We start from the raw sequence: 21,318 nt of genomic DNA, 5'->3' as shown, positions 1-21,318 counted from the left end.
ATATTATAAAGGTGAAATGTTAGGAAAAGGTTAATCTTTTGTGATTTAAAATTTGGTTTTTTAAGATATAATTGTGAAGTTTGCAAATAACTAATTCAAAATTAATTAATATGAGATTAAAATTCAAATGGATTCTAACGTTATTAGTAGCGTTTTCCATGCAGCTTTCTTTTGCACAAGAGAAGACTGTAACGGGTGTTGTAACTGACGCTACAGGTCCAATTCCTGGAGCGAATGTTGTTGTTAAGGGCACAAAAAATGGTGTTCAAACTGATTTTGATGGTAAATTTGCTATAAAAGCAAAAGCCGGAGATGTTTTAGTTGTTTCTTATTTAGGGATGACAAATATGAATGTTACTGTTGGGGCTTCTAACACAGTAAATGTTAAATTAGCGAGTTCTTCGCAAAGCTTAGAAGAGGTAGTTGTTCAAGGTTATAGAACAGTAACAAAGAAGACGGCAGTTACTGCTGCTGCTTCGATTACTTCTGAAACAATTGAGAACAGACCGAATGCAAATGCGTTGAACACTGTTCAAGGGCAGTTAGCAGGTGTGAATATTACAGCTAGTACAGGGCAGCCGGGTGCTAAGCCAACTGTAGTTATTAGAGGTGTTGGTACACTTAATGGTAACACAGATCCTCTATACGTTATTGATGGTTTCCCATCTAATAGTGATAGTTTTAGATCGCTAAATCCAAATGATATTGCAAGTTTTGATGTTTTGAAAGATGCTTCTGCTATTTCTGAATATGGATCAAGAGGATCGAATGGAGTAATAGTTATCAAAACTAAGAGAGCTAGTTTTAGTGATGATAAAACAATATTCAGATATACATCTCAATATGGAGTTTCTAATCTACAAAGCCCTAAATATTCTTATGCAAGCGCTCAACAATTGCTTACAATTGAAAAAAGATTTGGATCAGGTAGAGGAGCTACTTTAACAGATGCTCAAATTGCTGCTTACGGCGTAAACACTAACTGGGTTGATTATTTCTTCAACACTTCAACGTCTGCAAGTCATAACTTAAGTATTGAGAAAAATGGTAAAAACTTAAACTCATTTACATCCCTAGGTTATTTTGATCAAGATGGTGTTTTGTCAGAAACAGGTTTAAAAAGATTTACCATTAGAAACAATATTAACGGAAAATCAACTAACGATAAGTTTAAATACTCTTTTAATTCAGCAGTTGGTTATTCTAAAAGTAACGAATCTACTGGTTTAGGAACGGGTGGAATTAACCAAAATATTGTTTTGGGTGCTTTCCAATCAGCTCCTTATGTTGATCCAAGTGAATATAAAGGTTCTAGAGAGGTTCTTGCTTTGTATCAGCAAAGTGGTACTTTATTGTATACTCCATTATTTTTAATTGACAAATTGAAAAAATTCAGTAATCTAACTGAAGAAACAAGAATCGATTTAGCTGCTGAGGCTTCTTATAAATTCACTACAGGTCTAACTGGTCGTGTGAGAACTTCGGGACAATTGCTAGAAACTAGATTTACTGAAGCTCGTTTTCCAATTTCATTCAATACATTGTTGTTTTTGTCACCAGGACAAGTATTTGGTGGTTACGAAGTTATTAATCAAAGAAGAGAATTCTTGTTCAGTAATTTATTCCAGTTAGATTATAATAAATCTATTGGTAACCATACATTCTCTGTTGCAGCTGCTACAGAATACAATCACTCTAGATTGAACACAAATAACTTCACGCAAAATGGTTTAGACCCGGTTTTATTCGTGCCTAATACAGGTGCTGGTTATGTGCCAGATACTTCGGCAAATGACTTTAACGTTTCAACTGTTTCTGCATCACAATTAAGAAATGATTTGATTGGTTATTTTGGTACTTTAGACTATGATTTCAAAAAGATTTTTGGTATTGTAGGATCATATAGAATTGATGGATCAAGTAGATTCATTAAAGAAAATCAGTACAACAATTTCTATTCTGTTGGTGGAAGAGTTAACCTTGAGGAATTAGGGTTTATGAAATCATTAGATTTTGTTGATGTTTTGAAATTAAGAGGTTCTGTTGGTACATCAGGAAATCAAAGAATTGTTGATGGTTCTATTTATGCAGGTATTAACCCTCCTGCTTTCGCGGATATCTATCCAGGTACTAACAATGCTTACAATAACGGTCAAGGTTACGGATTGACTATCGGTTTTCCTGCTTTGCGTTGGGAGACTACAAAGCAATATAATGTTGGTTTAGATTTTGAATTTTTCAAAAGCCGTTTAAGAGGTGCATTTGATCACTACAACAAGAAAACAGTTGATTTGTATTTAAGTCAACCTTTAGTGCCAGCGACAGGTGCTACTGCAGTAACTAAGAACTCTTCTGCTTATATTGTAAACAAAGGATTTGAATTAAATATTGCTTATGATTTAGTGAAAAACCAAAATATGACTTTGACTATTCGTGCGAACGGATCGTTGAACGATAACACTATTGATGGTATCACTACTAATAACGGTGAAATTGTAGGTACTACAATTATTAATAGAAATGGTGGTAAATTAAACCAATTCTATCTTTACAAATATTTAGGTGTTAACCCTGTTAACGGTAATTTACTTTACGAGAATAAAGATGGTAACCCTACGGAAGCGCCAACAGGTGCAGATAGAAAGGCTACAGGAAAAAATTATATACCTAAGTACCAAGGAGGTTTTGGTTTTGATTTTGGATACAAAGGATTCTTTGCTTCGACTACCTTTACTTTTGCTCAACAAGTAGACAGATTTGATTTTGATTTATCAGGTTTGTACAGTGTGGGTCGTATTGGTCAATTTAATGTAACAGATGATTTATTAAATGCTTGGACTCCTACAAATACTACTTCAAATGTTCCTAATTTAAGAGCTACGAATTATGGTGCACAAACATTATCAGATCGTTTCTTGAAAGATGCTTCTTATGTTAGAATGAGAAATGCTCAGGTTGGATACAGAGTTCCAAAGAAATTTTTGGCAAACACTTTCATGTCTGATTTATCATTTACAGTTCAAGGAGAAAACCTGTTTAACATCACAAAATGGCAAGGTTTTGATCCTGAGAGTTCTAGAACTGCAGATCAAAGTCAGTATCCTACAGCAAGATCATTTACCTTTGGGGTTGATTTGAAATTTTAATTTTAATTTATATGAAAATGAAAAAATTATTTATACTATCATTGCTAGCAGGTGCGCTCAGCGTTTCTTGTTCCAATGATTTATTAGAGCCATTTACACCTGGTTCTTTAACAGCAGATTTGGCAATAACTTCAGCGAGTGACTTGCAACGTGTAATGAACTCAACTTACGGTCTTGTAGCAAATAGAGAAGATGTTATATTTTCATCTGTTTTTACAGATGAAGTTGGTATCGGTTTTGCAAATGGAGGACAAGGGATAAGCGATAATTATATTTTCTTCTTAAATATTTCATCGACCTCACCTGATACTATTTGGACTAACGGATATTTAATTTTGTCACGTGCTAACCGTGTAATCACTTTTGCAGATGACTTAATCGCAAAAACTGATGCAAGTAATACTGCAGAGATTACAAAGCTTAGAATTTTAAAAGCTGAAGGTTTAACAATGAGAGCAATGGCACACTTAAAAATCATGGCTTATTTTTCGCCTGATTTAAAAAGTGATGCAGCATTAGCTGGTGTCTTAGCTACTAAAGTTATCTTGTCAAGTGATCCAGTACAACAAAGAGCTACCAATGGAGCTTTTTATACATCTATTCATAAAGATCTTGATGATGCTATTGCGATTTTTACAACAACTACTTCTCCTTACACTGGTGCTACTGCAAAGTTGTATGCTAATGCAAATTTAGCTAGAGGATTAAAAGCGAGAGCTTATGGATATAAAGGAGATTTTGAAAAAGCTGAAATTTGGGCTAATACGGTTATATCAACTTCAGGGTTGGTTTTAGCTACTGCGTCTAACTATTCAACTGTATTTTTTACTGATTCAGAGCCTGCTAATACTGAGGTAATATTCAGATTGAAGCGTACATTGCAGCAGTCAAGTCAAGCGACTAATCTAGGTAATGGATGGGCTTCAGTAACTGCAACTTACAGTGGATCTCCATTTTTTGAAATCTCAAGAGCATTATACAATAAGTTAGATGCAAATCCTGCAGATGTTAGAAGAGCTGTAATAGTTGCTCCTACTTCTGTAATTAATCCTAACTACAGTACTGCTGCTGATTACAAAAATACAGATGTACTAGTTTTAGGTAAGTATCCAGGATCATCTACTGTAGGTAACTTGAACTCAGATTACAAAGTAATGAGATTATCTGAAATGTATTTACTTCGTGCTGAAGGTAGAGCGTTTGCTTCTGATTTCGTTGGAGTTGCTACTGCAATTAAAGCATTGAGAGACAATCGTTTTGCAACTGCTCAGCCATTGCCAGTTTATACAACTCCGGCTCAAGCATGGAAAGCTATCCTAGATGAAAGAAGATTAGAACTTGCTTTTGAAGGTCACCGTTTTATTGACTTGAAACGTTTAGCAACTTTAGCTGGTGTTACTTCTCTTGATAGAGATCCTGCTGATTACAGTTCTGCTTCATCAAATTATCCAGCTGCTAATCCATCAAACTTGCCATTAACAAGTCCAAAGTTTGCATTACCAATTCCAATTACAGAGTTGAATGCTAACCCAACAATTCAACAAAATGCAGGATATTAATTAATATTCTATTTGATAGATTGAATTTATAGAAAGCAGCTACGAGATTTATTTCTCGTAGCTGTTTTTTTTTGGATTATTTTTAGACTGCAGTTTAACATTTTGTTATTTTAGACAATTTTGTACCTAATTAGTTGTGCTAAACTTAATTTCTGTATAGTTTATCACTAATTTTATTTTTAATTTTTATTAATTGATATTTTATAATTTACCTTTGAAGTTTTTTGAATGATTCTTGAAATTTAAATAAAATGCGAATACTCTTTTTTTTATATTGCTTATTTATTCCTGTTGTTCTTTTTGCTCAAGGGCAAACCGGTCCTGATGGTAACACCTATAAAAGTAAATTAGACAAGATCAAAAAAGATACGGTAGCTCCTATCGATCAATACCGCTTTATATCGATTGAACGCGATACTACTTATCTTGATACTTCCCTTACCATTCAGCGAGAATATAGTTTTAACTATTTACGAAAGGATAACTTTGGATTACTAGCTTTTCCTAATGAAGGGCAAACTTATAATACCTTACAATACAGTTTAACCAAATATTCTCCTTATCCTGAAATGGGTTTTAAGGCTAAACATTTTGGTTTTCTAGAAGCTAATGATGTTAAGTATAGTTCGGTAGCGACGCCCGTAACTGAGTTGTATTATAAATCGACCATGACTAAGGGGCAATCAGTGGATTCCTTTTTTACCCTAAACATGACGCCCGGATTGAATTTTTCTATTGGTTATCGAGGCTTACGTTCCGAAGGTAAATACATAAATCAGCTTGCAAGCACGGGAAGCTTTCGATTTACGACCAATTATCACACTAAAAATTTGAGATATCAGCTTAAGGCCCATTTTGTTTCTCATGACATTTTAAATGAGGAAAATGGTGGGATCACTACTATCTCTGATTTTGAAAGCGCAGATGTTAGGTTCACCAACAGACAACGTTTAGAAGTTTATCTTACTGATGCCGAATCGTTTTTGAAAGGGAAGCGTGTCTTCTTTGACCATCTTTTTAGAGTCAATCCTAAAGGTGGTAACAATAACTTGTATGTGGCACATCAATTCAATTATGAAAATAAATTTTTTCAATATAAGCAGCCCACAGTAAGCTCTACAGTTGGCAGCGAGGTTGTAAATCGTTTTGGTGATTCCTATACCACCAATAGTATTGTTGATGACACTCGTTATAACAAAATGTACAACAAGGCTGGATTAGTATATGAAAATGTAAACTTGGGTAAATTTCAGTTTTTCATAGACGATTACAGAAGTAATTATTACTACAATCAAATTTTAATTAGGGATGATAAAACCATACCTGCTTCCTTAGTACGAAATATTAATAGCGCGGGTGGTCAATACGAATATCAAAAAAACAAGTGGAAGGGGAACTTTTTAGTATCGCGTTCGATTACCAATCAATCGTTGTCTAATATTAACGCGCAATTAAATTATGATTTAAATGACGATTATCAATTTACCTTTGGCTATCAAAATCTAAACAAACTTCCGAATGACAACTACAATTTATACCAAAGTAGTTATGTGGGATATAACTGGTCTGAAAATTTCAACAATGAAAAGATTAATGCCTTAACGGGAACTGTTATGTCGCCTTGGATTACAGCAGATGTACAATTATCAACTCTTAAAGACCACCTATATTTTAAAGATGTAGCAACTCTAAATAATCAGCAAATTATTGCACCTAGTCAATACGCTGGAACGATTAATTATGTTTCGGTTAAATTAAGTAAAGAATTTAAATTCGGAAAATTTGGTTTCGATAACACTGTGTTGTATCAAAAAGTAGGTCAGCAGGACAATATTTTAAATGTTCCGGAGCTTGTTACCCGAAACACTATTTATATAAACGATTATTTTTTCAAAAAGGCTTTGTTTTTTCAAGCAGGAATAACGCTTAATTATTTTACAAAATATTTGGCTAACGAATACAATCCGGTCATAGGGGAGTTTTTTGTTCAAAACACTAAATCCATTGGTAATTTCCCAACGGTTGATTTCTTTATCAATACTAAAATTCAAAGAACCCGAATTTACCTTAAGGCAGAGCATTTCAATTCTGCTGTGACAGGAAATAATTTTTATTCCTCTCCTAACAATCCGTATCGCGACTTCACGGTTCGATTTGGTTTAATTTGGAATTTCTTTAATTAATTATTATGGCGTTTTAACCCGCTGTACACTCTATCTTTCCTTGCTTAAAGAAAGCAAGCAAAGGATGCCGTTCCCATCGGTAACGCAAATGCAAAGAAGAACTTTATCTTTTATAACAAAATAGTATCTTTGCTAAATATATACAACAAAATCAGAATCTTAAAATTCATATCTAAATGCAATACGCAGAAAATATATTAGGCACTATTGGAGGAACTCCATTGGTGAAGTTAAATAGAGTTACAAAAGAAATCGATGCTTTAATACTTGCTAAGGTGGAAACATTCAATCCTGGAAATTCAACCAAGGATCGTATGGCCATGAAAATGATCGATGATGCGGAAGCCGATGGTCGTTTGCAACCCGGTGGTACCATAATCGAAGGTACTTCAGGAAATACAGGAATGGGTTTAGCGCTTGTTGCAATTATTAGAGGATACAAATTAATTTGCGTAATCTCGGACAAACAGTCTAAAGAAAAGATGGATATCTTACGTGCAGTTGGTGCCAAAGTTGTGGTATGCCCAACAGATGTGGAGCCTACTGACCCAAGATCCTACTATTCTGTATCTAAACGACTGGCTACTGAGACACCTAATTCATGGTATGTAAATCAATATGACAATCCTTCAAACGCTTTAGCGCATTATGAGCAAACTGGACCTGAAATTTGGGAACAAACTGAAGGGAAAATCACTCATTTTGTTGTTGGAGTAGGTACGGGAGGAACAATCTCTGGGATAGGGAGATTTTTAAAAGAAAAAAATCCAAATATCAAAATCTGGGGAATCGATACCTATGGTTCTGTCTTTAAAAAATACCATGAAACAGGTATTTTTGACGAAAACGAAATTTATTCATACATCACGGAAGGAATCGGAGAAGACATCTTACCTAAAAACGTTGATTTTTCGTTAATCGATGGATTTACAAAAGTAACAGATAAGGACGCTGCTGTCTATACAAGAAAAATTGCTTTGGAAGAAGGAATTTTTGTTGGGAATTCAGCTGGAGCCTGTGTAAAAGGATTGTTGCAATTAAAAGAGCATTTCAAGCCAGATGATGTAGTAGTTGTTTTGTTTCACGATTCAGGAAGTCGTTATGTTGGTAAAATGTTCAATGACGATTGGATGCGTGAAAGAGGGTTTTTAGAGGAACCAATTACGAAAGCAGAAGATGTTATAAAAGATCATATTGACAAGCCTTTGATTGTTGTACGCACAGAGGAATTAGTTTCACATGCCATTGAAAGAATGCGTAAATACAAGATTTCTCAAATTCCAGTTATTGATATCACGGGTTTCGTAGGTTCTCTTGACGAGTCTGATTTATTTCAAAGCTATGTTACAGATAAAAATACAGCTGATAGACCTATTAGAGAAGTGATGGGGAAACCTTTTCCAATTGTTCCTAAAGGAAGCTCGATTGAAGAAGTTTCAAAGTTGTTTACTCGTGAAAACCCAGCTGTTTTAATTGATTTAGGAAACGGAAAGCACCATATTATCACTAAGTACGATATTATAGGTTCTATTAAATAATTTTTTTTTACCACGAATTTTTGCCGTTTGAAAGTAGTTTCAAAGGAAAAGAATTCGTGGTTTTTTATTAGTTTTTGGACTATTTATCAAACATTTTCATTTATGACATTTACTGCAATAGATTTTGAAACAGCTATTGGCCACCATCCTTGCTCTGTTGGTATTGTTACTGTAGAGAACGGTGTAATTGTCGATGAATTTGTTAGTTTGATTAAGCCACCTAATAATGAATATTCACCATTTACCATCAAAGTACATGGTATTTACCCACGAGATACGGCTAATGCGAAGACATTCGCTCAAATATTCCCCGAAATTCAAAAACGCTTACAAAATAGAATTGTTGTAGCACATAATGAGAGTTTTGATCGCGCTGTACTTATGAAATCAATGGCGCTGTATGGTCTTAATTACGAACAGCTGAATGTGGCTCCTAAGTGGGAATGTACCGTGAAAATTTATAAGTCAAAAGGCTTTAAGCCCACTAAATTGAGTGATTGTTGTCATGCTATGAATATTAAGTTGCAACATCACGAAGCCCTTTCGGATGCTCGCGCTTGTGCGCAATTGTATCTTCGTCGTTAAAATAATCTTTTTAAATACGCTGTTAATGGTGTAGGTATTTTCATTATTTTAGTATCAGTAACTAATTGGTATTGAAATGAAAGAAGCGTTTTTGCATTACCTGTGGAAATTTAAAAAAATTGATGTGCTACATCTTCGTACCACTACAAATGAAGAGATTCAAATTATCGCTGTTGGTCAATATCTTGAAAAAGCGGGGCCTGATTTTTTCAATGCACAACTCATAATTGGAAATCAAAAATGGGCAGGAAATGTTGAAATTCATTTAAAATCTTCTGATTGGTACGTGCACAACCACGAACGAGACGAGGCTTACGAAAATGTTATTTTACACGTAGTATGGGAGCATGATTCGGAGATTTTCAGGAAGGATAATAGTTGTATTCCAGTGCTTGAACTTAAAAATTATGTCGATCATAAGCTCGTTTTGAGTTATCAGGATTTAGTTACACCCAAATCATGGATATTTTGCGAAAAGGATATTAAGTCCGTGGATCCATTTACGTTTAGTAATTGGCAAGAGGTGCTATTTTTGGAACGATTAGAACGCAAATCGTTGCCTATTTTGGATCTGCTGAAACGGAGTAATAATGATTGGGAAGCAGTTCTTTTTTACCTATTGGCAAAGAATTTTGGACTGAATACTAATGGTGATGCCTTTCTAAAAATGGCAAGTTCGATCCCTTTTTCAGTAATTCGAAAAGAATGTTCAGATGTCTTTGCCCTAGAATCTTTGTTTTTTGGTTCAGTGGGTTTGCTAGAAGTAGACCGGGAAGATACTTATTTTAAGGAGCTCAAAAAGCGATATACTTACTTAAGTCACAAGTATCGCTTAGAAGAAAATGTGGTTGAAAATGTTCAGTTTTTTAAGCACAGGCCGGATAATTTTCCAACGATTAGATTGGCGCAATTAGCGAGTGTGTACCACCACCATCATAATTTGTTTTCTAAATTAATTGATTGTAAATCGATGACCGCAATTTATACTGTTTTTGATGTTTTTGTATCGGATTATTGGGAAAATCACTATGTTTTTGACAAATTAAGCCCTAGTAAAAGAAAAAAGTTATCTCGGTCTTTTATAGATTTAATATTGATTAACACGATTATTCCGTTGCGTTTTACATACGATAGGAGTCAGGGTAAAGATAATGTAGAGGATTTAATTCAATTGCTCAATGATGTTAGTGCTGAGAAGAATGTTGTTATTGAAAAGTTTGCATCCTTTGGTATAAAATCAAAAAATGCATTTGATTCGCAATCCTTATTACAATTAAAAAATGAGTTTTGTAACAGATCAAGATGCTTAGAATGTGCTGTGGGGATACGTTTGCTCAAGCAACCGTAATTCTTTGCTGGTGGCTCTTCTAATTAATAATTTTGTATTTTTGTGCTTTATACCTTTTTACAATGAGTCAAAAAACATCCCGAATACTTAAATTGAAGTTTTTCTTTGAGAAATATGGCTTTCATGTATCGTCGCGTTTGGCCGATAGTCTGGGTATGCGAGTGACTAGTGTGCGCTTATTTTTTATATATGTTTCGTTTGTTACTGCAGGATTATGGTTTGGAGTGTATTTGACCTTGGCATTTTGGATCAAACTTAAGGATTTAATTCGAGCTAAAAGGACTTCGGTTTTTGATTTGTAAATAATAGTTAAATAGAAAAAGGGACTAAAAGCATTGCGCTTTAAGTCCCTTTTTTTGTTATTTACAATAGTAGATTATTGTTTATCTGGATTGTTTAATTTACTATTTTTCTTACCATACATAAAGTAGATTGCTACTCCAAGAGCCATCCAAACTACTAGTCTTACCCAGCTTTCATTTGGTAAAGAATACATTAAAGCTAAACATATTACGATACCAGCGATTGGTACAAAAGGTACAAGTGGTGTTCTGAATGATCTTGGAGCATCTGGCATTTTTTTACGCATTACCATTACACCAATACAAACTAAAACAAACGCTAATAAAGTTCCAATACTTACCATGTGTCCTAAATCACTTACAGGAACAAATCCAGCAAATAAACTTACAAAAACCATAAAGAATAGGTTAGTTTTGAAAGGAGTACGGAATTTAGTATGGATTTCACTAAAGAATTTAGGTAGTAATCCATCTTTACTCATGGTGTAAAATACACGGCTTTGTCCCATTAACATCACTAACATTACCGAAGTGTAACCTGCTAAAATAGCTACGATTAAACCCGTTTGTAAAAAGTCATATCCAGTTACCGCGAATGCTGTTGCAGCTGGCTTAGCGTCACCTACAAATTTGTAGTAAGGAACAAGTCCAGTCATTACGTGAGCAAACAAAACGTATAAAATAGTACAGATTATTAAAGATCCAAGAATACCAATTGGCATTCCTTTTTGCGGGTTTTTAGCTTCTTGTGCAGCTGTAGATACGGCATCAAAACCAATGAAGGCAAAGAATACAGTTCCTGCACCAGCGGCAATTCCTGACCATCCAAATTCTCCAAAAACTCCCGTGTTTTCAGGAATGTATGGCGTGTAGTTTGCTTCGTCAATGAAGCTCCATCCTAATATTATGAAAACAAGTACCACCGCCACTTTTAAAACAACTAAAAAGTTATTTATCGAAGCAGATTCTTGAGTTCCTCTAATTAAAAGTAACGATAACATAGAGACAATAAAGATAGCAGGTAGATTAATATACCCTCCATCAATTACAGTTCCATCGCTTAAAGTTAACATTTCCCAAGGCGAACATATCAGTTTGGGCGGAAGATGTATACCATATTTATTTAAAAGTTCTAGTAGATAGCGAGACCAACTTACCCCAACTGTGGCAGCTCCCAAGGCATATTCGAGTACTAAATCCCATCCAATAATCCATGCCATGAATTCTCCCATAGTTGCGTAGGAATACGTGTAGGCACTACCCGCAACAGGTATCATAGAGGCAAATTCTGCATAACAAAGTCCTGCAAAGGCGCAGCCAATTGCAGCTAGTATAAAAGATAATGTTACTGCTGGTCCAGCGTGTTCAGCGGCAGCTATTCCGGTTAGGGAAAATAATCCAGCACCAATTATAGCTCCAACTCCAAGAGCAACTAGAGATCTTGATGATAATGTTCTCTTAAGACCTTTTTCGTCTTCTGAGGCTTCATTTAGTAAAACCGAGAGTGGTTTTGTTTTCCAAATTGACATATATTTATTGGTTTAATTGTTATAAGTGGTCAAATGTATTATTATATTATAAAAAATAAAAATAATTATACAATTTAACATCGAAAATAATTGTTATGAAGCGATTGTTTATTTTTACTTTATGTAATTATATTGACTACTTGCTTGTTATTCTTTAATAAGTATCTTAATTTGATGTAAATAGCTAAGAATAATTTTGGGCCTTAAAAGTGCTTTTGTGGTAATTATTTTATAATTTTATTTTCGTTAAAAGCAACTGAATCAGGAGGTCTCAGTCTTTATCGCAATTGTAAATTTGGTGTAATATGAAATTTAAGGCAATAGTGGATTATGGTAAGTACTCTAAGGAGCAAGCGCTGGGTGTAATTTCACTATTTTTAGTTGTCCTTATTTTGCAGTTGTGTTATTATTTTCTAGATTTTAACAAAGATGTTGCTGAAAGTCCTGAGAAGCAATCATGGATTGCCAATCAGGTGGTTGTTGATTCGCTAAAAAAGGGTATTGCCAATACAAAACCAACGATTTTTCCCTTTAATCCTAATTTTATTTCGGACTACAAAGGCTATAAATTAGGAATGTCAGTTGCTGAAATAGACCGACTACTCGCTTTTAGAAAATCAAACCAATATGTAAACTCCGCTTCAGAGTTTCAAAAGGTAACGTTAGTCTCAGATTCTTTATTAGAGACTATGAGTCCGTTTTTTAAGTTCCCCGATTGGGTAAAACATAAAAAAGCAACCTCCTCTTTTCAGTACGAGTCACCTAAACAGTTTATAAAATCAGAAAAAGTGGTGATGAAAGATATTAATGAGGCGTCTCATGAAGATTTAGTGAAGGTATATGGAGTGGGTCAGGTCTTATCTGAAAGAATTTTAAAGTTTAAAGAAACGGTTGGAGCCATTGTTTCTATGGATCAAATGAGTGATGTTTGGGGTTTGTCTCCGGAGGTGATTGAAAAGCTTAAATTATCTTTTAAGGTTGGTGCAATTCCTGAAATAAGAAAGCTTGATATTAATAATGCTTCAATAAAGGAGCTAGGACAGTTTGTATACTTCAAGAACGGTTTAGCTCGAGAGATTGTTATTTATCGCAGTATGAATGGTGATTTTAAAAATATTGAGGATTTAATAAAAATAAAGGGGTTTCCTGTTGAAAAGAGAAATATAATTGCTTTATATTTGGACTTTCGTTAGTGATGCGCAATTTTGAGATCGAGTGTGAGTTAGATTTACTGCTTTCAATTTAAAATGAATTTTGTGATTTGTTTCTTCTAATGATTAGTAATTTTGCATTTGTAGTAGATGTGGAAGGAATCTTTTAAATTAATTTTCAAAAATTATAAGTTATATGAATTCAAGTTATTTTACCGAAGAACATCAATCTTTTAGAGAGAGTTTGAGAGACTTTTTAGTTAAAGAGGTCGTTCCACATATTGAGAAATGGGAAAAAACAGGTACTATTGAACGTTTTATTTGGAAGAAATTTGGCGATATGGGATTTTTTGGAATCTCTTACCCAGAAGCATACGGTGGTTTAAATTTAGATTTATTCTACACCGTTATTTTTCTAGAAGAACTTCAAAAGATTAAATCATCAGGATTTGCTGCTGCGATGTGGGCACATGCTTACTTAGCTATGACGCATTTAAATGCAGAAGGAGATGAGCGAATTAAACAAAACTATTTAGCGCCAAGTATTGCAGGTGATTTGATAGGAGCTTTATGTATTTCAGAGCCTTTTGGAGGTAGTGATGTGGCAGGTATGCGCACAAATGCCGTTAAAAAAGGAGATAAATACGTTATCAATGGTTCTAAGACCTTTATCACGAACGGTGTTTATGCTGATTATTATATTGTTGCTGCTAAAACTGATATTGAGGCTGGTAATAAAGGAATTAGTATCTTTTTAGTAGATACTAAAACTGCTGGAATTTCAGCTACTAAATTGGATAAATTAGGATGGAGAGCATCTGATACAGCTGAGATTGCATTTGACAATGTCGAGATTCCCTTAGAGAACTTGATGGGTGAAGAAGGAAAGGGTTTTCCTTATATCATGCAGCATTTTGCCTTGGAGCGTTTGATCATGGCAATAAATGGTCACGCTAGAGCTGAGTATGCTCTAGAGTATACTATTGATTATATGTCGCAAAGGCAAGCTTTTGGTACTACAATAGATAAATTTCAAGCATTGAGACACGTTATAGTGGAACACACTACTGAGGTGGAGCACTGCAAGGTGTTTAATTATGCTGCCGTAGCTCGTTTAGATAAAGGAGAGTACGTTGTTAAGGAAGCTACTATGGCTAAGATGAAGTCTACTAAAGTGGCTGACGAAGCGATTTACAGCTGTTTGCAAATGTTAGGTGGGTATGGTTATATGGAGGAATATCCGTTAGCTCGCTTGCTTCGCGATAGCCGTTTAGGACCTATTGGTGGTGGAACTTCTGAGATATTGAAAGAGATATTATCAAAGATGATTATCGATAAGCAAAACTATAAGCCTGCAGTTAAATAAAATGTAGTGCTAGGATTTAGTTTGAATTATAAAAAAAAAGGAGTCAATGGTAGTATTGACTCTTTTTTTTGTGTGAAGGATAGTAGTGGAAATCCTTTTAGGTAGCCCTGCGGACTAAAAGATTGTAGCGAATAGCCTGACGGCAAATGTAAGCCTGTGGTAAAGGATAATAGTCATTTTGCCGGCACACCCAAAATATTTAGCAATTGATGGTAAGTAATTCAAAATAATGATTACTTTTGCACACTTAACGAAAGGGGGTGTCAATATTATGTTAATTATACCAATTAAAGACGGAGAAAATATAGATAGAGCATTAAAGCGCTATAAAAGAAAGTTTGATAAAACAGGAACTGTTCGTCAACTAAGAGCACGTACTGCTTTTATTAAGCCTTCAGTAAAAAATAGAATCAAAATTCAAAAAGCGGCTTACATTCAAAACATGAAAGACGGTTTAGAGAGTTAAGATTATCTTTTTAAATTAAATAATTACCGTTAGTCATTAAAGTTTTTTAACTTTGAGGCTAACGGTTTTTTGTATATGATTACTAGTGTAAATGCATTTCGGGATTACTTGGAGAAGGAAAAAAAGTATTCTCTCCATACGGTTAATGCTTACTTAAAAGATGTTGAGAGTTTTAGTGCTTACAATCAAACTTATTTTGATCAGGTCGTTATTGATCAAGCTAACTACTCACAAATCAGGTCGTGGATTATTTCGCTTGTAGATGCAGGAGTGACCAATGTATCGGTAAATAGAAAAGTGGCTTCCCTAAAAGCATTTTATAAATTTTTACTCAAGTCAAAACAAATTGCGGTTAGTCCGCTTTTAAAACACAAGGCGTTAAAAACGGCTAAGACTATTCAGATTCCTTTTTCAGAAAAAGAAATGACGTCGGTTTTATCTCAAATGAATGCAGTGAGCGGTTTTGAGGAGGTTCGCAACAAGTTAATTGTGGACTTGTTTTATACTACAGGTATTCGAAGGGCGGAGTTGATTCATTTAAAAGTGAGTGACATTGATCTTGCAAAGGCGGTGATTAAGGTAGTGGGAAAAAGAAATAAAGAGCGTTTGGTTCCAGTTTTGCCTGTGCTCATGGATCAATTTGTGGTGTATGGGAGGGAAAGAGCTGAATTAGAAAAGAATAGCGATTTAGGTTATTTTTTTCTAACAAAAAAAGGTGTAAAACTCAATGAAACCTTTGTTTATAGATTAATAAATTCTTACTTTAGTACAGTCTCCGAGAAAGTAAAGAAGAGTCCGCATATTTTACGACACACATTTGCGACTCATTTGCTTAACAACGGAGCTGATTTGAATTCGGTAAAAGAATTGTTGGGGCATTCCAGTTTAGCGTCGACCCAAGTATATACTCACAATAGTTTAGCTGAGTTGAAAAAAGTACATGGTGCAGCGCATCCCCGGAATAAACCGTAATCCTATTAAATTAACCCTTTAAAAAGATTGATTATGAAAGTAAATGTTCATGCAGTTAACTTTTCTGTTGACGGTAAGCTAGTAGATTTTGTGCAGGAAAGAATGGATAAATTAGAGAAATACTATGATAAAGTGGTGTTTTCTGATGTGTATCTCAAAGTAGAGAAGACGAGTGAAAAAGAGAATAAAATTGCAGAGATTAAAATTAATGTACCTGGGGATGATTTTGTAGTAAAAAAACAATGTAAAACCTTTGAAGAAGCGGTGGAGTTAGCTGCGGAATCATTAGAAAGATTACTGTTAAAAAGGAAAGAAAAGATAAGAACACATATATAATGTAAATTTTTTTCAAAAAATGTTTTGATTCAGAGATAAAATCTATACATTTGCAGTCCGTTAGAAATAGCGGACTTTTTTATTGAATTGCCAGCGTAGCTCAGTTGGCTAGAGCAGCTGATTTGTAATCAGCAGGTCGTGGGTTCGAGTCCCTCCGCCGGCTCTAAGAGAGCTAAGGTTTTTTGAAAGATTGTAAGGCGATAAAAAAGAGGGGAGATACTCAAGCGGCCAACGAGGGCAGACTGTAAATCTGCTGTGTAAACTTCGCAGGTTCGAATCCTGCTCTCCCCACAATAAGAATGCTAGCGGTAGGCTAGATTCTAATGACTCTGCCGACTTAGCTCAGAGGTAGAGTGCTTCCTTGGTAAGGAAGAGGTCACGGGTTCAATTCCCGTAGTTGGCTCAAGTAAGTAAGAGATTGAAAATAAATATATAAATAGATTAAAAATTAAGTAAAATGGCAAAAGAAACCTTTAACCGTAGCAAGCCCCACTTAAACATTGGAACAATTGGGCACGTGGATCACGGAAAAACTACATTAACTGCAGCGATAACTAAAGTGTTATCTGATGCTGGTTACTGTCAAGCAAAATCATTTGATCAAATTGATAATGCTCCAGAAGAAAAAGAAAGAGGTATTACAATTAATACATCACACGTTGAGTACGAAACTGCTAACCGTCACTACGCACACGTTGACTGTCCAGGTCACGCGGATTACGTAAAGAACATGGTTACTGGTGCTGCTCAAATGGACGGTGCTATCCTTGTTGTAGCTGCAACTGATGGACCAATGCCACAAACACGTGAGCACATCCTTTTAGGTCGCCAAGTAGGTATACCTAGAATGGTAGTTTTCATGAACAAAGTGGATATGGTTGATGATGCTGAGCTTTTAGAGCTAGTTGAAATGGAAATTAGAGACTTATTGTCTTTCTACGAATATGATGGAGACAACTGTCCAGTTATTCAAGGATCTGCTTTAGGAGGATTGAATAATGACGCTGCATGGGTACCAAAAATTCTTGAATTGATGGCTGCTGTTGATGAGTGGATTGAAGAGCCTGTTAGAGATACAGATAAGCCTTTCTTGATGCCTGTTGAGGATGTATTTACAATTACTGGTCGTGGAACTGTTGCTACAGGTCGTATCGAAACAGGTATTGCTAATACAGGAGATGCAGTTGAAATCATTGGTATGGGAGCTGAAAAATTAACTTCTACTATTACAGGAGTTGAGATGTTCCGTAAAATCCTTGATAGAGGAGAAGCTGGAGATAACGTAGGTTTATTGTTAAGAGGTGTTGATAAAGAATCGATCAAAAGAGGAATGGTTATCATTAAGCCAGGTTCAGTAAAACCACACGCTACTTTCAAAGCTGAGGTATATATCTTGAAAAAAGAAGAAGGTGGACGTCATACTCCATTCCATAATAACTACCGTCCACAGTTTTACGTACGTACAACTGACGTAACAGGAGTTATTACTTTACCAGAAGGAGTAGAGATGGTAATGCCAGGAGACAACTTAACTATCAATGTAGCTTTATTAAGCCCAATCGCAATGAGCGTTGGTTTACGTTTCGCTATCCGTGAAGGTGGTAGAACAGTAGGTGCTGGTCAAGTAACTGAAATAGTAGGATAATTTCCTAAAAATTATATAAAGCCAGTTGATTTTCATTTATGAAAATCGCTGGCTTTTAATACGGGCGTAGTTCAAGGGTAGAATAGCGGTCTCCAAAACCGTTGATGGGGGTTCGAATCCCTCCGCCCGTGCAAAAAAAGATATCATAATGGCAAGAATTTTAAATTACATATCAGAAGCGTTTGAAGAGTTAAAATCAAATGTAACTTGGCCAGAATGGGCTGAAGTTCAAAGACTAACAATTGTTGTCGCTGTTTTTTCTGTTTTATTCGCTTTGGCTACATGGGGAGTAGATGAGTTTTTTGCAAAAGCTTTGTCTAATTTTTTTAACTGGATAAAAGCGTAATTCTTGTTATGGCAGATAATAATGTTAAAAAGTGGTATGTAGTTCGAGCTGTAAGTGGGCAAGAGAATAAAGTGAAAGCTTACATAGAAACTGAAATTTCTAGATTAGAAATGGAAGACTATGTTTCTCAAGTTTTAGTTCCTACAGAGAAAGTGGTATCTGTAAAGGATGGTAAAAAATTAATCAAGGAGAAAGTTTATTTTCCTGGTTACGTAATGATAGAGGCTAATCTAGTTGGGGAAATTCCTCACATTATAAAATCAATAACAAGTGTTATTGGTTTTTTAGGTGAAATTAAAGGTGGTGAGCCTGTTCCGCTTAGATTGTCTGAAGTGAATAGAATGTTAGGTAAAGTAGATGAGTTGGCAGTTAACACTGATAACCATGCAATACCATTCAACTTAGGGGAGACGATTAAGGTTATTGATGGACCTTTTAACGGATTCAATGGTACGGTTGAAAAAATTAATGAAGAAAAGCGTAAACTAGAAGTAATGGTTAAGATTTTCGGAAGAAAAACACCATTAGAGCTAAGTTTTATGCAAGTTGAAAAAGTATAATTTTTTGTTACATCTATAATATCCATAGCAATCGCTTCCAAAGATTGTTGTGTTAAATTTTTTAAAAAATGGCTAAAGAAATTAGTAAAGTAGTTAAACTACAAGTTAAGGGAGGTGCTGCGAACCCGTCGCCACCGGTTGGACCTGCTTTAGGAGCTGCTGGTGTTAATATCATGGAGTTCTGTAAGCAATTTAATGCTAGAACTCAAGATAAACCCGGCAAAATATGCCCAGTACAAATTACTGTGTATAAAGACAAATCTTTTGATTTTGTTATCAAGACTCCTCCAGCGGCAGTTCAGTTATTGGATGCTGCGAAGCTAAAATCTGGTTCTGGTGAGCCTAATCGTAAAAAAGTAGCTAGTGTTACTTGGGAACAAATTAGAGCTATTGCTGAAGACAAAATGCCAGATTTAAATGCTTTCACAATTGAGAAAGCTATGAGTATGGTTGCTGGAACAGCTAGATCTATGGGTATAACTGTATCAGGAGACGCTCCTTTTTAATTAAGAGAAAGACATGGCAAAATTGACAAAAAAGCAAAAAGAGGCTGCTTCAAAAATTGATAAGAATAAATTATACTCTTTAAAAGATGCTGCGGCATTAATTAAAGTTATAGCTTCTGCAAAATTTGATGAGTCTGTTGATATCGCAGTACGTTTGGGTGTTGATCCAAGAAAAGCGAATCAAATGGTAAGAGGTGTGGTAACTTTACCTCACGGAACTGGTAAAGATGTTAAAGTATTAGCATTAGTTACTCCAGATAAAGAAGCGGAAGCTTTGGCGGCTGGTGCAGACTATGTTGGTCTTGATGATTACCTTCAAAAAATTAAAGATGGTTGGACGGATGTTGATGTAATTATCACTATGCCAGCTGTTATGGGTAAATTAGGTCCATTAGGTCGTATTTTAGGACCAAGAGGTTTAATGCCTAACCCTAAGACAGGTACAGTAACTATGGATGTTGCTAAAGCTGTTGCAGAGGTAAAAGCTGGTAAAATTGACTTTAAAGTTGATAAAACTGGAATTGTACATGCTGGAATTGGTAAAGTTTCTTTTGGAGCTGAGCAAATTTATGACAATGCACACGAAATTATTCAAACATTAATCAAACTTAAACCAACTGCTGCTAAAGGTACCTACATTAAAGGTATTCACCTTACAAGCACTATGAGTCCAGCAATTGCTTTGGACCCAAAAGCAGTATAATTGGTAGTTAAAAATTTTTAGTATGACTAGAGAAGAAAAATCAATCGCGATTGAAGATTTAACTGCACAGTTAGCTGGTACAAATATTATTTATGTATCTGATATTTCTGGATTAAACGCAGAGATGACTTCAAACTTGAGAAGAGCTTGTTACAAAGCAGGTATTAAATTAGAAGTTGTTAAAAATACATTGCTTGCAAAAGCTATGGAAGCTTCTGATAATGATTATGGTGATTTACCTTCAGTATTGACTGGTAATAGCGCTATATTTATTGCAGATGTTGCTAACGCTCCTGGAAAAATCATCAAAGATTTCAGAAAAAAATCAGCAAAACCTGTATTGAAAGGGGCTTATATTAATGCTGAAGTTTATATTGGAGATGATCAGTTAGATGCATTAGCTACAATTAAATCTAAAGAAGAGCTTATTGGAGAAATCATTGGATTACTTCAATCACCAGCACAAAGAGTGATCTCTGCATTGCAGAATCAATTTGCTGGAAGCGAAGAAGTAGAGGCATAATTAAACAAAACGTAAGTTTTGTATTAAACACGCGCACAATAAATAAATTATAATTTCACAAATCATTTTAAAACGATAGAAAAAATGGCAGATTTGAAACAATTCGCAGAACAATTAGTTAACCTTACAGTAAAAGAAGTTAACGAATTAGCAACAATATTAAAAGACGAGTACGGAATCGAACCAGCTGCTGCAGCTGTAGTAGTATCAGGTGGTGGAGAAGCTGCTGCTGAAGAAGCTCAAACTGAATTCACAGTAATTTTGAAAGAAGCTGGTGCTTCTAAATTAGCTGTTGTGAAAATGGTAAAAGAACTTACAGGTTTAGGTTTGAAAGAAGCTAAAGATGTAGTTGATTCTGCTCCAAGTACAGTTAAAGAAGGTGTATCTAAAGATGAGGCTGAAGGTCTTAAAAAATCATTAGAAGAAGCTGGAGCTGTAGTTGAGCTTAAATAGTTAAACTTAGTTTAAAGAATAAGGTTTAGGTCTTGGGTTTAGTCACCCAAAGACCTAAACCATTTTTCGTATAACAAAAGTCTGTCTTATTTATTGAATAA

At 35.0% G+C, this 21,318-nt stretch carries 20 protein-coding genes and 4 tRNA genes; 23 read left to right on the top strand and 1 reads right to left on the bottom strand.

Annotated elements, in window-relative coordinates:
- Positions 1-110: 110 nt before the first annotated feature.
- The 7 genes from ACZ2G0_RS00285 (at position 111) to ACZ2G0_RS00255 (ending at position 10,661) form a co-directional block, all read left to right on the top strand.
- Positions 111-3,146, top strand: a complete 3,036-nt coding sequence (locus ACZ2G0_RS00285; RefSeq protein WP_470308494.1) for a SusC/RagA family TonB-linked outer membrane protein — start codon at positions 111-113, stop codon at positions 3,144-3,146.
- Between the two features lie 17 nt (positions 3,147-3,163).
- Positions 3,164-4,705 carry a RagB/SusD family nutrient uptake outer membrane protein gene (locus tag ACZ2G0_RS00280; RefSeq protein WP_470308493.1) on the top strand — a complete coding sequence of 514 codons (1,542 nt, stop codon included), beginning with the start codon at positions 3,164-3,166 and terminating at the stop codon, positions 4,703-4,705.
- A 251-nt stretch (positions 4,706-4,956) separates the two neighbouring features.
- A complete protein-coding gene (locus ACZ2G0_RS00275; RefSeq protein ID WP_470308492.1) occupies positions 4,957-6,888 on the top strand; it encodes a putative porin in 1,932 nt (643 codons plus the stop codon).
- Positions 6,889-7,064: 176 nt separating this feature from the next.
- Positions 7,065-8,426, top strand: a complete 1,362-nt coding sequence (locus ACZ2G0_RS00270) for a pyridoxal-phosphate dependent enzyme (protein WP_300285594.1) — start codon at positions 7,065-7,067, stop codon at positions 8,424-8,426.
- A 102-nt stretch (positions 8,427-8,528) separates the two neighbouring features.
- Complete coding sequence (locus tag ACZ2G0_RS00265) at positions 8,529-9,011, top strand: 3'-5' exonuclease (RefSeq protein ID WP_470308491.1); 483 nt, start codon at positions 8,529-8,531, stop codon at positions 9,009-9,011.
- Positions 9,012-9,087: 76 nt separating this feature from the next.
- On the top strand, positions 9,088-10,359 hold the full coding sequence (locus ACZ2G0_RS00260; protein ID WP_470308490.1) for a DUF2851 family protein: 1,272 nt from the start codon (positions 9,088-9,090) through the stop codon (positions 10,357-10,359).
- A 62-nt stretch (positions 10,360-10,421) separates the two neighbouring features.
- A complete protein-coding gene (locus ACZ2G0_RS00255) occupies positions 10,422-10,661 on the top strand; it encodes a PspC domain-containing protein (RefSeq protein ID WP_470308489.1) in 240 nt (79 codons plus the stop codon).
- A 74-nt stretch (positions 10,662-10,735) separates the two neighbouring features.
- Here ACZ2G0_RS00255 and ACZ2G0_RS00250 read toward each other — a convergent pair whose 3' ends face one another.
- Positions 10,736-12,190 carry an amino acid permease gene (locus ACZ2G0_RS00250; RefSeq protein ID WP_470308488.1) on the bottom strand — a complete coding sequence of 485 codons (1,455 nt, stop codon included), beginning with the start codon at positions 12,188-12,190 and terminating at the stop codon, positions 10,736-10,738.
- A 305-nt stretch (positions 12,191-12,495) separates the two neighbouring features.
- Here ACZ2G0_RS00250 and ACZ2G0_RS00245 point away from each other — a divergent pair, with 305 nt between their 5' ends.
- From ACZ2G0_RS00245 to rplL, 16 genes are all read left to right on the top strand, one after another.
- Complete coding sequence (locus ACZ2G0_RS00245; protein ID WP_470308487.1) at positions 12,496-13,383, top strand: ComEA family DNA-binding protein; 888 nt, start codon at positions 12,496-12,498, stop codon at positions 13,381-13,383.
- Positions 13,384-13,537: 154 nt separating this feature from the next.
- Positions 13,538-14,707: an acyl-CoA dehydrogenase family protein gene (locus tag ACZ2G0_RS00240; protein ID WP_470308486.1), complete on the top strand. Its 1,170-nt coding sequence runs from the start codon at positions 13,538-13,540 to the stop codon at positions 14,705-14,707.
- 271 nt (positions 14,708-14,978) lie between these two features.
- Positions 14,979-15,173, top strand: a complete 195-nt coding sequence (gene rpsU / locus ACZ2G0_RS00235) for a 30S ribosomal protein S21 (RefSeq protein ID WP_072959426.1) — start codon at positions 14,979-14,981, stop codon at positions 15,171-15,173.
- 75 nt (positions 15,174-15,248) lie between these two features.
- Complete coding sequence (locus tag ACZ2G0_RS00230; protein ID WP_470308485.1) at positions 15,249-16,145, top strand: tyrosine-type recombinase/integrase; 897 nt, start codon at positions 15,249-15,251, stop codon at positions 16,143-16,145.
- Positions 16,146-16,178: 33 nt separating this feature from the next.
- Positions 16,179-16,481 carry a ribosome hibernation-promoting factor, HPF/YfiA family gene (gene hpf / locus ACZ2G0_RS00225; RefSeq protein WP_300285580.1) on the top strand — a complete coding sequence of 101 codons (303 nt, stop codon included), beginning with the start codon at positions 16,179-16,181 and terminating at the stop codon, positions 16,479-16,481.
- An 89-nt stretch (positions 16,482-16,570) separates the two neighbouring features.
- Positions 16,571-16,644 (top strand) — tRNA-Thr (locus ACZ2G0_RS00220).
- Positions 16,645-16,691: 47 nt separating this feature from the next.
- Positions 16,692-16,772 (top strand) — tRNA-Tyr (locus tag ACZ2G0_RS00215).
- Positions 16,773-16,812: 40 nt separating this feature from the next.
- Positions 16,813-16,884, top strand: a tRNA-Thr gene (locus ACZ2G0_RS00210).
- 54 nt (positions 16,885-16,938) lie between these two features.
- Positions 16,939-18,126, top strand: coding sequence for an elongation factor Tu (gene tuf, locus ACZ2G0_RS00205; RefSeq protein WP_470308484.1), 1,188 nt, complete (start codon positions 16,939-16,941; stop codon positions 18,124-18,126).
- A 60-nt stretch (positions 18,127-18,186) separates the two neighbouring features.
- Positions 18,187-18,257, top strand: a tRNA-Trp gene (locus ACZ2G0_RS00200).
- A 17-nt stretch (positions 18,258-18,274) separates the two neighbouring features.
- The gene (gene secE, locus ACZ2G0_RS00195) at positions 18,275-18,472 is read left to right on the top strand and encodes a preprotein translocase subunit SecE (protein WP_187008491.1); all 198 of its coding nucleotides are present in this window, start codon (positions 18,275-18,277) and stop codon (positions 18,470-18,472) included.
- Between the two features lie 8 nt (positions 18,473-18,480).
- Positions 18,481-19,032 carry a transcription termination/antitermination protein NusG gene (gene nusG, locus ACZ2G0_RS00190; RefSeq protein WP_470308483.1) on the top strand — a complete coding sequence of 184 codons (552 nt, stop codon included), beginning with the start codon at positions 18,481-18,483 and terminating at the stop codon, positions 19,030-19,032.
- A 68-nt stretch (positions 19,033-19,100) separates the two neighbouring features.
- Positions 19,101-19,538 carry a 50S ribosomal protein L11 gene (gene rplK, locus ACZ2G0_RS00185; protein WP_470308482.1) on the top strand — a complete coding sequence of 146 codons (438 nt, stop codon included), beginning with the start codon at positions 19,101-19,103 and terminating at the stop codon, positions 19,536-19,538.
- A 13-nt stretch (positions 19,539-19,551) separates the two neighbouring features.
- Positions 19,552-20,241 carry a 50S ribosomal protein L1 gene (gene rplA, locus ACZ2G0_RS00180; RefSeq protein ID WP_470308481.1) on the top strand — a complete coding sequence of 230 codons (690 nt, stop codon included), beginning with the start codon at positions 19,552-19,554 and terminating at the stop codon, positions 20,239-20,241.
- A gap of 22 nt (positions 20,242-20,263) precedes the next feature.
- Positions 20,264-20,764 (top strand): 50S ribosomal protein L10, encoded by a 501-nt coding sequence (gene rplJ / locus ACZ2G0_RS00175; protein ID WP_470308480.1) that lies wholly within the window; start codon positions 20,264-20,266, stop codon positions 20,762-20,764.
- An 84-nt stretch (positions 20,765-20,848) separates the two neighbouring features.
- Positions 20,849-21,217, top strand: a complete 369-nt coding sequence (gene rplL, locus ACZ2G0_RS00170; protein ID WP_187008486.1) for a 50S ribosomal protein L7/L12 — start codon at positions 20,849-20,851, stop codon at positions 21,215-21,217.
- Positions 21,218-21,318: the final 101 nt, after the last annotated feature.

It is taken from the genome of Flavobacterium sp. KKT103, from assembly GCF_055640565.1.
The sequence above is the reverse complement of the archived record's forward strand: the minus strand, read 5'-3'. Positions and strand labels throughout refer to the sequence as shown.

Excerpts from the sequence above, each read along its gene's own strand:
- ACZ2G0_RS00285 (WP_470308494.1), top strand. The coding sequence starts at position 111 with ATGAGATTAAAATTCAAATGGATTCTAACGTTATTAGTAGCGTTTTCC.
- hpf (WP_300285580.1), top strand. The coding sequence starts at position 16,179 with ATGAAAGTAAATGTTCATGCAGTTAACTTTTCTGTTGACGGTAAGCTA.
- ACZ2G0_RS00255 (WP_470308489.1), top strand. The coding sequence starts at position 10,422 with ATGAGTCAAAAAACATCCCGAATACTTAAATTGAAGTTTTTCTTTGAG.
- ACZ2G0_RS00265 (WP_470308491.1), top strand. The coding sequence starts at position 8,529 with ATGACATTTACTGCAATAGATTTTGAAACAGCTATTGGCCACCATCCT.
- ACZ2G0_RS00260 (WP_470308490.1), top strand. The coding sequence starts at position 9,088 with ATGAAAGAAGCGTTTTTGCATTACCTGTGGAAATTTAAAAAAATTGAT.
- tuf (WP_470308484.1), top strand. The coding sequence starts at position 16,939 with ATGGCAAAAGAAACCTTTAACCGTAGCAAGCCCCACTTAAACATTGGA.
- rplA (WP_470308481.1), top strand. The coding sequence starts at position 19,552 with ATGGCAAAATTGACAAAAAAGCAAAAAGAGGCTGCTTCAAAAATTGAT.
- ACZ2G0_RS00245 (WP_470308487.1), top strand. The coding sequence starts at position 12,496 with ATGAAATTTAAGGCAATAGTGGATTATGGTAAGTACTCTAAGGAGCAA.
- rplJ (WP_470308480.1), top strand. The coding sequence starts at position 20,264 with ATGACTAGAGAAGAAAAATCAATCGCGATTGAAGATTTAACTGCACAG.
- ACZ2G0_RS00250 (WP_470308488.1), bottom strand. The coding sequence starts at position 12,190 with ATGTCAATTTGGAAAACAAAACCACTCTCGGTTTTACTAAATGAAGCC.
- ACZ2G0_RS00230 (WP_470308485.1), top strand. The coding sequence starts at position 15,249 with ATGATTACTAGTGTAAATGCATTTCGGGATTACTTGGAGAAGGAAAAA.
- ACZ2G0_RS00270 (WP_300285594.1), top strand. The coding sequence starts at position 7,065 with ATGCAATACGCAGAAAATATATTAGGCACTATTGGAGGAACTCCATTG.
- ACZ2G0_RS00240 (WP_470308486.1), top strand. The coding sequence starts at position 13,538 with ATGAATTCAAGTTATTTTACCGAAGAACATCAATCTTTTAGAGAGAGT.
- rpsU (WP_072959426.1), top strand. The coding sequence starts at position 14,979 with ATGTTAATTATACCAATTAAAGACGGAGAAAATATAGATAGAGCATTA.
- rplK (WP_470308482.1), top strand. The coding sequence starts at position 19,101 with ATGGCTAAAGAAATTAGTAAAGTAGTTAAACTACAAGTTAAGGGAGGT.
- nusG (WP_470308483.1), top strand. The coding sequence starts at position 18,481 with ATGGCAGATAATAATGTTAAAAAGTGGTATGTAGTTCGAGCTGTAAGT.
- rplL (WP_187008486.1), top strand. The coding sequence starts at position 20,849 with ATGGCAGATTTGAAACAATTCGCAGAACAATTAGTTAACCTTACAGTA.
- ACZ2G0_RS00280 (WP_470308493.1), top strand. The coding sequence starts at position 3,164 with ATGAAAAAATTATTTATACTATCATTGCTAGCAGGTGCGCTCAGCGTT.
- ACZ2G0_RS00275 (WP_470308492.1), top strand. The coding sequence starts at position 4,957 with ATGCGAATACTCTTTTTTTTATATTGCTTATTTATTCCTGTTGTTCTT.
- secE (WP_187008491.1), top strand. The coding sequence starts at position 18,275 with ATGGCAAGAATTTTAAATTACATATCAGAAGCGTTTGAAGAGTTAAAA.